The organism is Hymenobacter caeli (genome assembly GCF_013294115.1).
Lineage (GTDB): Bacteria > Bacteroidota > Bacteroidia > Cytophagales > Hymenobacteraceae > Hymenobacter > Hymenobacter caeli.
This window is the reverse complement of record NZ_JABSNP010000025.1, coordinates 1-16159: the sequence shown is the minus strand read 5'-3', so window position 1 is coordinate 16159 and position 16159 is coordinate 1. Positions and strand designations below refer to the sequence as shown.

10 protein-coding genes are annotated in these 16159 nt (G+C 65.2%); 7 read left to right on the top strand and 3 right to left on the bottom strand.

What is annotated here, in order from left to right; translation table 11 throughout:
- Positions 1–15 precede the first annotated feature (15 nt).
- Entirely contained in the window at positions 16–1761 is a 1746-nt protein-coding gene (locus HNP98_RS21610) for a glycosyl hydrolase 53 family protein (protein WP_217425841.1), read from the top strand.
- 145 nt (positions 1762–1906) lie between these two features.
- The gene (locus tag HNP98_RS19355; protein WP_173811836.1) at positions 1907–3028 is read left to right on the top strand and encodes a T9SS type A sorting domain-containing protein; all 1122 of its coding nucleotides are present in this window, start codon (positions 1907–1909) and stop codon (positions 3026–3028) included.
- A gap of 86 nt (positions 3029–3114) precedes the next feature.
- Here HNP98_RS19355 and HNP98_RS19350 read toward each other — a convergent pair whose 3' ends face one another.
- The gene (locus HNP98_RS19350) at positions 3115–4032 is read right to left on the bottom strand and encodes an alpha/beta hydrolase (protein WP_173811835.1); all 918 of its coding nucleotides are present in this window, start codon (positions 4030–4032) and stop codon (positions 3115–3117) included.
- 22 nt (positions 4033–4054) lie between these two features.
- The gene (locus tag HNP98_RS19345; protein ID WP_173811834.1) at positions 4055–4654 is read right to left on the bottom strand and encodes a hypothetical protein; all 600 of its coding nucleotides are present in this window, start codon (positions 4652–4654) and stop codon (positions 4055–4057) included.
- Positions 4655–4996: 342 nt separating this feature from the next.
- Between HNP98_RS19345 and HNP98_RS19340 the strand changes: the two genes are divergently transcribed.
- From HNP98_RS19340 to HNP98_RS19325, 4 genes are all read left to right on the top strand, one after another.
- Positions 4997–8023, top strand: coding sequence for a SusC/RagA family TonB-linked outer membrane protein (locus tag HNP98_RS19340; protein WP_173811833.1), 3027 nt, complete (start codon positions 4997–4999; stop codon positions 8021–8023).
- 20 nt (positions 8024–8043) lie between these two features.
- Positions 8044–9678, top strand: a complete 1635-nt coding sequence (locus HNP98_RS19335) for a RagB/SusD family nutrient uptake outer membrane protein (protein ID WP_173811832.1) — start codon at positions 8044–8046, stop codon at positions 9676–9678.
- Positions 9679–9772: 94 nt separating this feature from the next.
- The gene (locus HNP98_RS19330) at positions 9773–10558 is read left to right on the top strand and encodes a SusE domain-containing protein (RefSeq protein ID WP_173811831.1); all 786 of its coding nucleotides are present in this window, start codon (positions 9773–9775) and stop codon (positions 10556–10558) included.
- 141 nt (positions 10559–10699) lie between these two features.
- Positions 10700–11551 carry an N-acetylglucosamine kinase gene (locus HNP98_RS19325; RefSeq protein WP_173811830.1) on the top strand — a complete coding sequence of 284 codons (852 nt, stop codon included), beginning with the start codon at positions 10700–10702 and terminating at the stop codon, positions 11549–11551.
- Positions 11552–11630: 79 nt separating this feature from the next.
- Here the strand turns inward: HNP98_RS19325 and HNP98_RS19320 are convergent, their stop codons facing one another.
- Positions 11631–14507 (bottom strand): alpha-amylase family glycosyl hydrolase, encoded by a 2877-nt coding sequence (locus HNP98_RS19320; RefSeq protein ID WP_173811829.1) that lies wholly within the window; start codon positions 14505–14507, stop codon positions 11631–11633.
- Positions 14508–14839: 332 nt separating this feature from the next.
- Here HNP98_RS19320 and HNP98_RS19315 point away from each other — a divergent pair, with 332 nt between their 5' ends.
- Complete coding sequence (locus HNP98_RS19315) at positions 14840–16054, top strand: Smr/MutS family protein (protein ID WP_173811828.1); 1215 nt, start codon at positions 14840–14842, stop codon at positions 16052–16054.
- The last annotated feature ends 105 nt before the right edge of the window (positions 16055–16159 follow it).

Below are 16159 nucleotides of genomic sequence, written 5' to 3'. Positions count from 1 at the left end.
TAATTGCTGCCGACCATGCCAACTTTTACGCGCCTGTTATTTTTTACGGTCCTGGTGCTGGGCCTGGGCCGGCCCGCCGGGGCCCAGACCGTCCCCTTCGCCAAGGGGGCCGACGTGAGCTGGGTGACCCAGATGGAGGCGTCTAATTACAGCTTTTACACCACCGCCGGCGTCCAGAAGGACTTGTTCCAGCTGTTGCACGACGACTACAACCTGAACACCGTCCGGCTGCGGGTATGGGTGAACCCGGCCGGCGGCTGGAACGGCAAGGCCGACGTGCTGGCCAAGGCCCTCCGGGCCCAGGCACTGGGCCAGCGCCTGCTGATTGACTTCCACTACAGCGACGACTTTGCCGACCCGGGCAAGCAAACCAAGCCCGCTGCCTGGCAGGCCTACACCGTGGCCCAGCTGAAACAGGCCGTGTACGACCACACGACCGACGTGCTCAGCACGCTGAAAGCCAACAACATTACCCCCGAATGGGTGCAGGTGGGCAACGAAACCAACGACGGCATGCTGTGGCCCGAAGGCCGCATCTCGCAGGGCGGAGCCGTGAATTTTGCGCAGTTCATCGACCAGGGCTACCAAGCGGTGAAGGCCGTGAGCCCCACCACCAAGGTGGTGGTACACATCGCCAACGGCTACAACAACGCCACGTTTCGCTACATCTTCGACGCCCTGGCCGTGAACGGGGCCCACTGGGACGTCATCGGCCTGTCGCTGTACCCCTCGACCACCAACTGGCCCACCTACACGGCCCAGTGCCTGGCCAACATGAACGACATGGTGGGCCGCTACCCCGGCAAGGAAGTGATGGTGGTGGAAACCGGCATGCCGGCCGCCTACCCCATTCCCGCCCAGCAAATGCTGCTCGACCTCATCGCCAAGACCAGGTTGGTGGCCGGCGGCAAGGGCCTGGGGGTGCTGTACTGGGAGCCCCAGGCCTACAACTGGATGGGCTACGCCCTGGGGGCCTGGGGCACCGACGGCCGCCCCACGGCCGCGATGGACGCCTTCCTGGACGTGCCGCCGGCCCCGGGCCTCGTGTACAACCCGGGCTTCGAGTACACCGGGGCCACCCCCACGCCGCTGGGCTGGAGCACGGCCTCGGCCGCCGACGCCGACGCCGACTACACCGAGGGCGGCAGCCACAGCGGCTTTTTCCGCCTCACCCACTACAAGGCCACGGCCTACCAGGTGCGCACCTACCAGCTGCTCAGCAACTTGCCCAACGGTACGTACACCCTCAGCGGCTGGGTGACGAGCGGCGGCGGCCAGAACTCGTGCCAGCTCTACGCCAACGGCTTCGGAGGGGGCGAAAAAGCGGTAAACGTGCCCCAGGCCGTCAACTTCACGCAAATTCAGGTGCCGGGCATCGTGGTGACGAACGGGCAGTGCGAAATCGGCCTGCGCTCCGACGCCAACGCCGGCAACTATTGCAGCCTCGACGACGTGACGTTCACCGCTTCGCAGGCCCTGGCCACGGTCGCGGCGCGGGCCGCGCCCGCCGTGCAGCTGTACCCCAACCCCACCGCGGGCCCCTACGCCCTGGCCTTCGCCCTTGACCGCCCCTGCCCGGTGCGGGCCACGCTGCTCACCCTCACCGGGCAGGTGGTGCGGGTGCTGGCCGACGAGCCCCAACTGGCGGCCGGCCCCCACGTGCTGGCGCTGGGGCCGGGGGCTCCGCTGCCGCCCGGGGCCTACCTGGTGCGCCTGGCCTGCGGCGACCGAGTGACCGTGCAAAAGCTTATTCAGTTGTGAGCTAAGCCCAAGGACCAATACTTTTTTACCAGATGGTAAAAAAGTATTGGTCCTTGGGCCAAAATTTAGTTTATTTGCCACAATCGATTGCCTCGGGCCTCCCCGCAACGTTTTTTCTCCTTCACACCAATTTCTTCCTCACCGCATGAAAAACCTCTTCTCGCTTCTTACCGCTGGCACGTTGGCCTTGGGGGCCCTCAGCGCCCAGGCCCAGTTCACCGTCGACGGGGTGCTGTCGAGCACCGAAATCGGTACGGGTGTTGGCAAGTACCAGCTGGCCGGTTCTTACACTGGCACCCACCTCGAAGCCGACCGGGGCCTGCAAGCCTTGTACGTGGGCTACACCGCCACCACCCTCAACATCATGGTGGTGGGCGTGGGCGAATCAGCCTCGGGCAACTACCGGGCCCTGATTCTGTACCTGAACACGGCCGGCCGCACCGGCACCGCCAAGGGCACCAAGCTGATTGGGGGCAACGATGGTCCCTCACCCCTTGTTCACAAGCCTACGCTGGACATGGAAGTAGATTACGGCTTTCGCGCGTCGATTGGCGCGACCTCCAACACGGCGAGCGACGTTTACTTCAGCCGCGTATCCTACGTGACCGGGACCACTATTGCGCCCGGCACCGACAGTTACATCGGCCAGGGCAGCAAGGCCGGAGCCCAGGTAGTAGCCGGCTCGAGCACGGCCGACCTGGCCGGGTCTAAGTTTGCCTACAAGAACGCCGGCACGATTACGACCAACACGGCTAACAACGGCTTCGAAGTGGAAATACCACTGACCATGCTCGGCACCGCCACGTCGCCCGTGACGGTGGGCAGCACCATCGACTTATTCGCGGCCTTCACTGATGGTGGCGGGGTGTTCACGTCGGCCGACATTATCCCGCAGGTGGCGGGCCGCACTACGGCCTTCGGGGCCGACCCCGACTTCACCCTCATCCCCGGCACCCAGGCGGTTTCGTTCGTCCTCGGCACCGGGGCGCTGGCTTCGCGGGCGGGCGTGGCCACCGGCCTGGGCTTCGGGGTGTACCCCAACCCCGCCGAGCAGGCGGCGGCCACCGCTGCCTACCTGGTGCCCTCGGGCCGCCAGGACGTGGCCCTGAGCGTGTACAACACGATGGGCCAGCTGGTGCGCTCGGTGGCCCGGGGCCCGCAGGTGGGGCCCCAGCAGGTGAGCCTGGGGGCCCTGCCCGCCGGGGCCTACCTGGTGCGCCTGCAAGTGGGCGACCAAGCCACCAGCCGCACGCTGCTGGTGCACTAAGCCTTCGCCAACCAGGCACCCAAAAAAGGGCCCACCACCACGGCGGGCCCTTTTTTTATGCATCCGCACCGCGCACCACGGCAACGCTAGGGCTGGCCCGGTTGGGCCGGCGCGGCGCGGGGGCCGTGGCGTTGGGGGTCGAACAGCCACTCGTAGGCCGCCGCGAACTCGCGCTGCCAGAACCACTCGCGGTGCTCGCCGTCGGGGGCGGCGCGGTAGGCCAGGTGGGCGGCGGGCACGCCCTGGGCGTGCAGCAAGTCGCGCCACTGCGCCATCAGGGGCAGCATGGACGAATCTTCCCGGGCCCCGGCCACGAAGTAGAACTTAGCAGTTGGGGCCGGCGGGTGCTGGCGGGCGTAGGCCCGCAGCGAGTCGTCGCACACCCAAAACGCGGGCGAAAAGGCCCCGACCCGCCCAAACACCGCCGGGTGGCGCAGGGCCGCGTACACCGAGATTAGGCCCCCCAGGCTGGAGCCCCCGATGCCGGTGTGGGCCGCGTCGGGCCGGGTGCGGTAGTGGCGGTCGATGTAAGGTTTGAGGGTGAGGGCCAGGAAATCGACGTAGGCCGCGCCCTGGCCCCCGGTTTTGAGGCGCGGGTTGGGCCACGGGATGTACTCGTCGCCCCGGTAGCGGCTGCCGTTGTCCACGGCCACCACGAGGCAGCCGGTGGGGTCCTGGCCGCTGGCGCGGAGGCGGTCGAGGGTTTCGTCCACGCCCCACTCGCCGGCGTAGGCCGTGGCGGCGTCGAACACGTTTTGGCCGTCGTGCAGGTACAGCACCGGGTAGCGGCGCTGGGGCTGGCGGGCGTAATCGGCGGGCAGGTACAGCCACACCCGGCGGTGGCGGCCCAGCTGCGGCATCCAAAACGCCGTGTCGAGCACCTGTACCTGCGGGCTGGCCGTGTGGGCGGGCGGCGCGGGCACGCCGGCCGGCCGCGGCGGCAGGGCCGCGCAACTGGCGGCAGCCGGGCCCGGGGCCGGCAAATGGGGGCAAACGAAAGACATGAGTAAACTAAAAAGCGCGCCGCTAGCGCAGGGTAGCCCCCGCGCCGGCCCCCCGCTCGGCCGCGTCCACTTTGCGCAGGGTGTACACGGCCCGCACCGAATCGATGCCCGGCAGGCCGTTGGTTTGAAAATCGATGCGGTAGCCCTGTTGGCCCGGGGCTGCCACAAAGTGGCGGTACTCCTCGGCCGACTCCCGCACCACGTATAACTCGCCCGGGGAGGGCACTTTCAGGCGGGCGTAGGTGCTGCGGCCGTCGCCGGCCGGCTTGCGCTCGGGGCCCGCTAGCAGGCTGGTGCCGGCCAGCCGGAACTTCTGGGCGTCGGTGCCGGGCAGGGCCAGGTTGCCCAGGCCGTCCACGAACACGTCGCGGCGCTGCGCCAGTTCCTCCAGCGACAGGGTGCGCAGCAGCGGCAGCTGGTTCTTGTCGAGCACCAGCTGCTGCACGGCCGTGCCGGGGCCCGCCGGCCGGTAAAACACCAGCACCGGGCTGGCCAGCCGCACGCGGCCGATGACGGGCTGCGGCTCGCCGGGGGCCGGGCGGCCGTGCCGGGCCCGGGGCGCCGACTGGGCCATTCCCGCCACGGGCAGCAGGGCTAATGCAAAGAATAGCAAGGTATTCATATAGAAAAATAGTTAGCGCGGCGAAAGAATCAAAGGTAGGCAGGGGCCGCCATTACCAAGGCCGGGCGCGCGGGGCCGTGCAACGGGTTGCGTTAGCACATTTTGCCGGTTTTTTGGATTTTTCAAGGCCCTAAAAATGGGGTTCGGGCGGGGCCGTTTCGAATCCTCACCCTGGCTTCACCAGCAAACCGCCTAAAACGCTTGTTCTGGCCCTTTTAGCAATTAATTCGGGTCGATTTTGCGCAGTTTTAGTTAAATTTTGAGTAATTTGCAGCCGCAAAGCCTACCCGTACCAGCTCGTTATTCTTTGCTTTAACCAATCTTCACCCAATACCGTTTCCGATGAAACACACCTACCTGGCAAAAACCTGGTTTTTGCTTTTATTTGCCCTCCTCGGCCTCCAGGCCGGGGCCCAGGCCCAGACCACCGGCTCCGTGAGCGGCCGGGTGCTGGACGAAAAGAACACCGGCATTCCCGGCGCCACCGTGCTCGTGGAAGGCACTTCGCTGGGCGTTTCCAGCGACGTGGACGGCAGCTTCCGCATCGCTAATATTCCGGCCGGCCCGCAAACGATTGTACTGACGTTTGTTGGCTACAATGCCACCCGGCGGCCGGTAACCATCGTGGCCGGCCAGAACACCACCGTTTCGGCGTCCTTAACGGTAAATGCTACCGAGCTGGGCGAGGCCGTGGTCATCGGCTACGGCACCCAGCGCCGGCAAGACGTGACCGGGGCCATCACGACGGTGACGGCGAAAGATTTTGTGCAGGGGCAAATCACCAACCCCGAGCAGCTCATCCAGGGCAAAGTGGCCGGCGTGCAGATTACCACGGCCGGCGGGGCCCCGGGCGGGGCCACCACCATCCGCATCCGCGGGGGCTCGTCGCTGAACGCCAGCAACGACCCGCTCATCGTGATTGACGGCGTGCCGGTGGACAACTCCGCCGTGAGCGGCGCGGCCAACCCGCTGAGCCTCATCAACCCCAACGACATCGAAACCTACACCGTGCTGAAGGACGCCTCGGCCACCGCCATCTACGGCTCGCGGGCCTCGAACGGCGTTATCCTCATCACCACCAAGAAGGGGAACGTGGGCGATAAGCTGACTGTCAACCTGGTGTCGAACACCTCGCTCGCCGCCCGCTACAACTCGGTACCGGTGTTGTCGGCCGACGAGTTCCGGGCCACGGTGCAGGCCGTGGCGCCCCAGCAGGCCAAGCTGCTGGGCACGGGCAACACCAACTGGCAGAACCAGATTTTCCGGACGGCCATGACCTACGACAACAACGTGAGCCTGGCCGGGGCCGTGGGCAAGCTGCCCTTCCGGGCCTCGATTGGCAACCTCGAGCAGCAGGGCATCCTCAAAACCGACGGCCTCATCCGCAACACGGGCTCGCTGAGCCTGAACCCCGTCCTGCTCGACAACCACCTGCGCGTGAACCTGAACGTGAAGGGCACCTGGACCGACAACAACTTCGGCGACACCGGGGCCATCGGCTCGGCCCTGGCCTTCGACCCCACCCAGAACGTGTTCAGCGACAACGCCAACTACAGCAACTACTTCCAGTACCTGCAAGGCAACGGCACCCCCCAGCAGAACGTGCCCACCAACCCGGTGGCCACGCTGATGCTCCAGCGCAACCGCAGCACCGTGAAGCGCAGCATCGGCAACGTGCAGCTCGACTACAAGCTGCACTTCCTGCCCGACCTGCACGCCAACGTGAACCTGGGCTACGACGTGACCCGCGCCACCGGCACCAACCTGATCGACGCCCGCTCGGCCGGCTCCTACTTCAACACGCCCCTCGACCCCGCCAACACCACGGCGCGGGGCGGCTCGTATAATTACTACTCGCAGCAGCGCAACAACAAGCTGCTCGAAACCTACCTGAACTACACCAAAGCGTTTGGCGAAACCAGCCGCCTGGAGCTGCTGGCCGGCTATTCGTACCAAGACTTTGTGACCACGGCCCCGGCCTACGCCAACTACCTGGGCGACGCCACCACGGTGCGCACGCTGGCCGCCAGCAACCCGTTCCGCACCCAGTACACGATCATCTCGTACTACGGCCGGGCCAACCTAACGCTCAACAACCGCTACATCTTCACCGGCACGCTGCGCAACGACGCCTCGTCGCGCTTCTCGCCCAGCAACCGCAACGCCCTGTTCCCGGCGGCCTCGTTTGCCTGGCGCATCAAAGACGAGGCCTTCCTGAAGGATAACTCCACGTTTGCCGACTTGAAGCTGCGCCTGGGCTACGGCGTCACCGGCCAGCAGGACGTGGTGGCCGCCGCCGGCAGCGACTACCCCTACATCCAGCGCTACTTCCTGAACGTGCCCACGGCCCAGTACCAGCTCGGCGGTATTTACTACACGCCGTACTCGCCCCTGGGCTTTAACAGTAACCTAAAGTGGGAATCGACGGCCACCTACAACGCCGGCCTGGACTTTGGCTTCTTCAACAACCGCCTGACGGCCAGCGCCGACGTGTACTACCGCAAAACCACCGACCTACTGGCCGTTATTCCCATCCCCGGCGAGATTAACTACACCAACCGCTTGATTTCCAACGTGGGCTCGCTGGAGAACAAGGGCGTTGAATTCAACCTCATCGGCACAGCCATTCAGGGCGAGCGCCTGAACTGGACTTTGAACGCTAACGCTACTTACAATGTGAACAAAATCCTGTCGCTGGGGCCGCAGGCGCCCGATTTCCAAGGCATCGAGAACACGGTGGTTGCGGGCGGCGTGGGCACCAACATTGGCAACTATTCGGTGGGCTCGCCCTCGTCGTCGTTCTACGCCTACCAGCAGGTGTACGGGCCCGACGGCAAGCCGATTGACGGCGTGTACACCGACATCAATGGCGACGGCAAAATCGATTCCAACGACCGCCGCATCTACAAGCAGTCGGCCCCGAAAGTGTTGCTGGGCTTCGGCTCCAACCTAAGCTACAACCGCGTGAGCCTGGCCTTCTCGCTCCGCGCCAACCTGGGCAACTACGCCTACAACAACGTCAACTCGAACCTGGGAAACTACCAAGGCATCGTGGGCTCCAGCAACTTCGTTTCCAACGTGGTGCGCGACGCCAACAACACCGGTTTCCTCAACTCCAGCCAGGCCCGCTACTCGTCGGATTACTACATCCAGAACGCCTCGTTTTTACGTATGGACAACGCTACCCTCGGCTACAACGTGGGTAAAGTCCTGAACGGCAAAGGCAGCCTGCGCCTGAGCGCGGCCGTGCAAAACGTATTTGTGGCCACGAAGTATACCGGCCTTGACCCCGAGATTCCGAACGGCGTGGACAACAACGTGTACCCCCGTCCGCGCACCTACACGTTTGGACTGAACCTGAGCATTTAATTTTTTAATTCAAGCCTCCTATGAAAAATACTATTTTTCGGAACGCTGCCGTCTTGGGCTTCACCTCCTCCCTGCTCGTGGTCGCGTCCTCGTGCAACAAGGACCTCGACCGCACCCCGACTTACGACCTCAGCACCGACGCGGTGTTCAAGGACGCGGCCGGCTACCGGGCCGTGGCCGCCAAGGCGTACAGCGGCTTCGCCGTGACGGGCCCCAACGGCCCCGACGCTTCGACGGGCGACATTCTGGGCATCGACCAGGGCACGTCGGACTACGTGCGCCAGCTGTGGAGCGCCCAGGAGCTGACCACCGACGAGGCCGTGATTCAGTGGGGCGACCCCGGGGTGCAGGACTGGCACAACATGAACTGGACCTCGAGCGGGGTGTTGATTCAGGGCCTGTACAGCCGCATCCTCTACGAAATCACGCTTTGCAACGGCTTCCTGGCCGAAGCCACCGACGATAAACTCGCCGCCCGTGGCATCACCGGCACCGACCTGACCGACATCAAGGCGTTCCGGGCGGAGGTGCGCTTCCTGCGAGCCCTGGCCTACTACCACGCCATGGACTTGTACGGCAACCCGCCCTTTGCCATCGAAACCGACCCCATCGGGGGCACCACGCCGCCCAAGCAAACCACCCGGGCCGCGCTCTTCACCTACCTCGAATCGGAGCTGAAGGCCATCGACGCCGACCTGCTGGCCCCCAGCCAGAGCGCCAGCCAGTACGGCCGGGCCAACAAAGCCGCCGCCTGGACGCTGCTCGCCAAGATGTACCTGAACGCGCAGGTCTATACGGGCACGGCCCGCTACGCCGACTGCCTGACCTACGCCGCCAAGGTGATTGACACCGGCGGCTACTCGCTGCAAACCGCCGCCACTGGCAAGGCCACGGCCTACGCCCGCAACTTCCTCACCGACAACTACGCGTCGCCGGAAATCATCTTCCCGATTGTGTTCGACGGCAAAAAGACCCAGACCTACGGCGGCACCACGTTCCTGACGCACGCGGCCGTGTCGGGCACGTCCGACGCCAACTGGAACCCGGCCAAGTACGGCATCGGCGGCGGCTGGGGCGGCGTGCGCACCACGCCCAAGCTCTACCAGCAATTTGCGGACACTGCGTCGGATACCCGGGGCAAGTTTGTGACCGGCGGCCAGACCCTGGACGTGGTTTCGCAGACCAACTTCAACAATGGCTACGTGCCCATCAAATTTAAGAACGTCAGCTCGGCGGGGGCCGCCGGGGCCGACGCCACGTTCGTGGACACCGACTACCCCATGTTCCGCCTGGCCGACGTGTACCTGATGTACGCCGAAGCCGCCGTGCGCACGGGCACCAACCTGCCCCAGGCCCTCGCCTACGTGAACCTGGTGCGGGCCCGCGCCTACAAGAACACGACGGCCGGCAACATCACCGCCGCCGCCCTCACCACCGACTTCCTGCTCAACGAGCGCTCGCGCGAGCTGTACTGGGAAGGCACCCGCCGCACCGACCTCATCCGCTACGGCCGCTTCACCAGCGGCTCGTACCTGTGGCCCTGGAAGGGCGGCGTGGCCGCCGGCACCAGCGTGCCCGACACCCGCAGCCTGTTCCCCATCCCCTCGTCGGACCTGAGCGTGAACCCCAACCTGGTGCAGAACCCGGGCTACTAACCTTTTCTTGTTTCCCCGGCCCACCGGCCCGGCCCCAACGGCCGGCGGTGGGCCGGGGAGGCACTTTTTTTCCACCCATTAACCGATAGTCCTCATGAAAAATTGGCTTACCCAAACGGCGGGGTTGTGCGCGGTAGCGGCACTGGCCCTCACAGCCTGCAAGAAAGACGAAATGCAGGCCACCCTGACGCCCAGCAACTCGCCTACCCTCACGGCCTCTACCAACAGCGTGGTGCTGCAACAGGCCAACAGCACCCAAACGGCGGTAACGTTCACCTGGACGCCCATTGCCTCGTTCGCGTGGTCGGGCGTGGACCACCCCTACACCCCGGCGGTGGCTTACCAGTTCCAGATTGACAAGAAAGGCAACAACTTCGCCGCCCCCGTGACGATTAGCGCGGGCGCGGGCCCCGCCACGGCGGTTTCGATGGGCGACCTGAACGCGGCCCTCGTGAACCTGGGCCTCACGCCCAACACGGCCGCCCCGCTCGAGGTGCGCCTGAACGCCAACTATGCTTCTAACGCCCAGCTGAACTCGCCGGTGGTGGCGCTCACGGCCACCCCGTTCGCCTTCTGCGCCCAGCCCCAGAAAGCCTGGAGCATCATCGGCCCCGCCGGCCCGGGCTGGAGCAACGACTACACGATGACCTACGACTGCGACGCCAAAACCTTCAGCTACACCGGGCCGCTGACGGCCGACCAGTTTAAGTTTCGGTTTGGCAAGCACTGGACCACCAACCTGGGCGGAGCCGGCCCCACCGTGCCCCTGGCCAAGGACGGCAACAACCTGATGATTGCCAGCAGCGGCACTTACACGGTGACTCTGTACAACGCCACCGATTCCACGAAGCTGGCCACCGCCTACTACACCGTCAAGTAGCATCCCGCCGCTACTTCACAAAAAAAGCCGCTGCCCGTCAGCGGTTTTTTTTATGCCTAGCTTTCTGGACCGGTGCGGCGGTCCTGCCGGCTTTTTCTTACTTTCGCCCCCCATCCCCACAGCCTTCATCTCCGCAGCCTCATGATTCTTATTGCCGACGGTGGTTCCACCAAATGCAGCTGGTGCCAGCTCGACGACGCCCAGCAGCGCGTTTATTTCAACACCGAGGGCTACAACCCCGATTTCATCGACACGCCGGGCATCGTGCGCTCGCTCGGCCAGAGCCTGCCCGACACGCTCCCGCGCGAGGAGGTGCGCGAGGTGTATTTCTACGGGGCCGGGGTGTCGTCGGCGGCCAAGGCGGCCGTGATTGGCAACGCCCTCAAGCAGCTGTTCCCGAACGTGCGCACCGTGGACGTGACCGAGGACCTGCTGGCGGCGGCCCGCGCCCTGCTGGGCCGGGGCCCCGGCTTCGCCGCCATCCTGGGCACGGGCACCAACTCGTGCATCTACGACGGCAAAAAGATTACCTACAACGTGGATTCGCTCGGCTACTTCCTGGGCGACGAGGGGTCGGGCTCGTTCATCGGCAAGCGGCTGCTGCGCGACTACATGCGCGGCCTGCTGCCCGACGGCCTCCAGGAGGCCTTCCGCGACACCTACGACCTGGGCACGCGCAACGACATCATCGACCGCCTCTACAACCAGCCGCTGCCCAACCGCTTCCTGGCCAGCTTCGCCAAGTTCACCTACGACCATAACAACGTGAGCTACTGCCGCGACATCGTGCTGCAAAGCTTCGAGGCGTTCTTCCAGAACATCGTAGTGCACTACCCCCGCTTCCAGGATTACACGTTCAACTGCATCGGCTCGGTGGCCTACAACTTCCGCGACGCCCTCACGCAGGTAGCCAACGGCCACGGCATGCAAGTGGGCAAAATTCTCCGCTCGCCCATCGACGATTTGGTCGAATACCACTTGGTTAAAGAGTAATTAGTTAAGCCCTATAATTCCTCCAAGCGCAAAAAAAGGGGCCCCGGCGGGGCCCCTTTTTTTGCGCCGCCCGCAGCGGCTAGTGCTGCACCAGCAGGCGGGCGGTTTGCTGCTGGCCGTCGGCTTGCAGGCGCACCAGGTACACGCCGTTGGCGAGGTTGGCCACGGGCACGGGCAGCTCGTGGGCCCCGGCGGCCTGGCGGCCGGCGGTGGGCACGGTGGCCACCGTGGCCCCGAGCACGTTGCACACCACCACGCTCACGCGGGCGGCGGCCGGCAGCTCGTAGTGCAGGGTAGCCACGGCGGCGGCGGGGCTGGGGAAGGCCGCCAGGCGGAAGGCCGCCGTGGCCTGGGGCCGGGCGGCCAGCACGGTGCCGGTGGCCGCATTGAGGGGCTTCGACGTGTACACGGCGTACTCGCCGGGCTGGAGCGTCAGGGGCGCGTTCACGTCCGTCACCACGCGGCTGGTGCCGGTGAGGTAATTGTACCAGGTGCCCGGGCTCTGGAAGGCCGGCACCACGCTCTGGGCCGTCACGTCGAAGTTGCCCACCACGGTCACCCCCAGGCTGGCGTCGGCCAGGTGAATGAGCTTGGTGGCCCCGGTCAGTTGCTGGTCGTAGCTGGTGGGGTTGGCGAATACCGGCTGCGTCTTTTTCAGGGCAATGAGGCTGCGGTACACGTTGTAGAGGGCGCGGCGCTCGGGCACGGTTTCGTAGTCCCAGCGGATGGGCTTGTCGGCCGTGCGGCAGTCGTTGCTCACGGTGCCGTCGGGGCAGCGGTTGATGGTGAAGTCGTAGCCCACCTCGCCGAACTGCCACACCATTTTGGGCCCCGGCACGGTGAAGAAAAACGCCGCCGCCAGGGCGTTGCGGGCCATCGAGGTGGCGAAATCCTTGGTGCTGTAGGTGCCCGAACTGTTGCCGTAAGCGGCGTTTTTAAAGGCCAGGCGCTCTTCGTCGTGGCTTTCCATGTACGTCACCAGGTTGGGGTTGTTGAAGCCCCTGGTCTTGTAGTAGCCCCGGGTGAGGTCGGAGGTGCCCACGTAGCCCATCGTGGCCTCGTTGTAGTTGTAGTTCATGTTGCCCCAAATCATGAAGCCGTAGTCGGTCAGCGTCTTGGCTTCGAGGTCCACGGGGAAGTGCTCCAGGATGGGGTACGCGGTGGCGTCGGCGGCCACCAGCGTCTGGTAGTAGTCTTTCCAGATGTCGACGCGCGACTGGTCGTAGTCGGCGTAGGTGGCCTCGGTGGTGGGCTTGTTGGTGAAGCCCCCGGCCAAATCGAAGCGGTAGCCGTCGATGTGGTACTCCTGGAGCCAAAACTGCATCACCTTCTTGCTGAAGTACTTCGTGTAGGGGCTCTCGTGGTTCAGGTCGTTATAGACGTTGTAGGGGTGCGGGGCACTCACGTTGAACCACGGGTTGTTGGCGGCGGCGCTGTTGCCGTTGGCGTAGAGCTGGAACATGGGGCTCTGGCCGGTGGAGTGGTTCAGCACCATGTCCAGCACCACGGCAATGCCGCGGCGGTGGCACTCGTCAATAAACTGCTTCAAGGCCGTCTTGGTGCCGTAGTACTTGTCGGGCGCGAAGTAGAAATCGGGGCTGTAGCCCCAGTTGTCGTTGCCGTCGAACTCGTTGACGGGCATCAGCTCGATGGCGTTCACGCCCAGGCGCTGGAGGTAGCCGAGCGTGTCGCGCAGCGTCTGGTAGTTGTGGGCCCCCACGAAGTCGCGCACCAGCAGCTCATACGTCACCAGGTTGGTGCGGGCGGGGCGCTGGAAGCCGGTGGCCTGCCACGCGTAGGGCGCCTGGCCGCTTTGCAGCACCGACACGATGCCCGTGGTTTTGCCCGTCGGGTAGGGCTTCAGGGCCGGGTAGGTGGCGGCGGGAATGTACGAGTCGTCGTTCGGATCCAGGATTTTCTCGCAGTAGGCGTCGGCCACCCGCAGCTGGCCGTCCACCAGAAACTGGTAGGCGTACTCCTGGCCCGGCGTGAGGCCGTCCACCTGCACCCACCAGCGGCCGGTGGCGGCCACCGTGGCGGGCGTGGCGCTGGTGTTGTCGGCCGTCTGGCTCATGAAGCCGGCGACCGTGGGCTGCCAGTTGTTGAACTCGCCCAGCACGTACACGAACTGCTTGCCCGGGGCGCTCAAACTCAGAATAGCTGAGGTGCCGCCGTTGATGTAGGTGATGCCGTCGGGCTTGGCCCCGGCCGGCAGCGGGGCCGTGGCCACGGCCGGGCGCACCACCAGGGTCTGGTTGTCTTCCACGGTCTGGGTGCCGTCGCTGGCCGTCAGGCGCAACGTGTTATTACCGGTTTGCGTTACGGTCACGGTGGCGCTCAGCGACGTGGCGTTGGCCTGCTGGGCCACCTGCGTGCCGTTGAGGTAGAGCGTGAGCGTGGCGGCGGCCGAGGCGGTGCCCGTCACGGCCACTTGCTGGTTCAGGGCCACGAACTGTGGGTTGCCGCCGCTGGCCACCGGCTGCGTAATGGCCACCTGCAAGGCGGCGTTCTGCGCCACGTTCACCAGGATGTCGGCCCCGCCGGGGCCCTTGCCTTCCGGCGAGCCCCCGGCGGCCCGGAACACCATCGCCAGCTTCTGCACCGTTTCGCCGGAGCCGGCCAGGCCCGGGTAGTACGTGCGCGGCGTGAACGAGAGGCTGTACTTGTGGTTGCCCAGCGGCGTCATCTTTTCCGCGGCGATGGGGCTGCTGTAGCTGGTGCCCACCACGTGCTTCCAGTCGGTGGCGTTGGCGCTGAGGTTGGTGATGACGCCGGTCCAGATGTACACGTCGCCGGTGTAAGCGGCCAGGCCAGCGCTGCCCTGGGTGGCGTCAAACGTCAAGGTGATGGGCGTGTCGGCCGTGAAAAATACGGGCGCGGTGGTCACAACCTGCGCTTGCGCCGCCAGGCCCAGCAACCCAAGCCACACTACCCCGAAGAGTCGAATTATTTTCATGAAGGTTAAATTAAGAGCAGAAAATGTTAATAAACAATTACTGGTAACGATTGCGTCGATTTGCAAAGCTACGGCTCAAACCCCGTGCTCCGATACGTGGGGCCCCCTTTTATGGCTCTTTAACTTGGGCGAAACGTGCCAGAACCAGGAGTCGCGCTCTAAGTGGACTGCTTTTTCATAAGAACTAAGAACCGGGCCCGCGGGGCCCCGGCCAGTCCGCCTGGGCGCTCCGCGCCGCGCGCCGCCGTATTTTTGTCGGTTCCACCCGTACAAGGAGTTTTCGGGGCCGCTTCTGGTCCCGTCGTCCTGTCCCATTCCGCCCCCGAATTATTATGAACGTAGGAGATAGAGTACGCCTGCTCACCGGCACCGAAGAAGGCATCGTGACCCGCCTGCTCGACAGCGAGCTGGTGGAAGTGGCCATCGACAACGATTTCACCATCCCCGTGCTGCGCCGCGAAGTGGTGGTGGTGGCCGCCGACGAAAGCAAAAACTTCAATCGCGCCGCCCCCACCTACGGCCCCGGCCAGCAACCCGGCCGCAACGCCAACGCCAGCAAAAAAGACCGCAGCCAGGTGCCCAAGCCCACGGCCGCCAGGGCCACCCCTACCCTGGCCGAGGCCCTGGCCGCCGTGGCCAGCAGCGGCCCCGCCGCGGCCAAGGCCCCCGGTGGCAAGGTGCCATCGGCTGGGGCCGCCCCGGCCGCCAAGGGCCTGTTCCTGGCCTTGGTCAACCAGTCGCCCGAGCTGCTGGGCGTCACGCTCATCAACAACACCGAGGCCGACGTGCTCTTCACCTACGGCGAGGAAACCCCGGCCCGCCCTTACCGGGCCCTGGCCGCCGGCCAACTGGGCCCCAAGGCCAGCACCAAGCCCTTGGCTTTTTTACACCTGAAGGACTTTGAAACCTGGCCCGCCACCGTGGTGCAGCTCCTGCCCCACCGCCACAACGGCGACGCGGCCTACGAGCTGATTAACAAGCGCCAGGGTTTTAAGGCCAGCACGTTCTATTCCAGCCGCCGCTCCGCCCCGGTCATCAACGCGGATGCATACCTATTTCAACTCGACGAGAGAGCCGCCGCCGCCATTGCCCCCGAGAAGCTGGCCCAGGAGGCGCCCGCGACACCCGCTCCCGAAGCCGCCCAGGCCCCGGCCGGCATTGATGCGGCCGCCCTGCGCACCCAACTCACCGGCGACGCGCCCGCCAAGCCCGCCGCCGTAGTAGCCGCCGCGACCCCCAAGCCCGCCGCGCCCGTACTGGCCCCGCCCCACGAGTTCGACCTGCACTTCGAGGCCCTGCGCCCCGACAACACCGAGGAGCTGAGCAACACCGCCATCCTGCGCCTCCAGCTCGATGCCTTCGAGGACGCGCTGAGCCGGGCCCTGGCCACCAACATGCACGAAATCGTGTTCATCCACGGCATGGGCAACGGCACGCTGCGCAAGGAAATCCACCGCCAGCTCAGCCGCAACAAGGACATCAAGTTCTTCGAAGATTCCCGCAAGGAGAAGTTCGGCTACGGCGCCACGCTGGTGCGGCTGAAGTGACCACAATTATTTTAGGTAGTGGATTAATTCAGGGTGGCGGTTGTAGATTGGTTTATGGTTTACACCCAGCATTATTGCGCCAAGTGCGCCAGTGACCAAATCCGC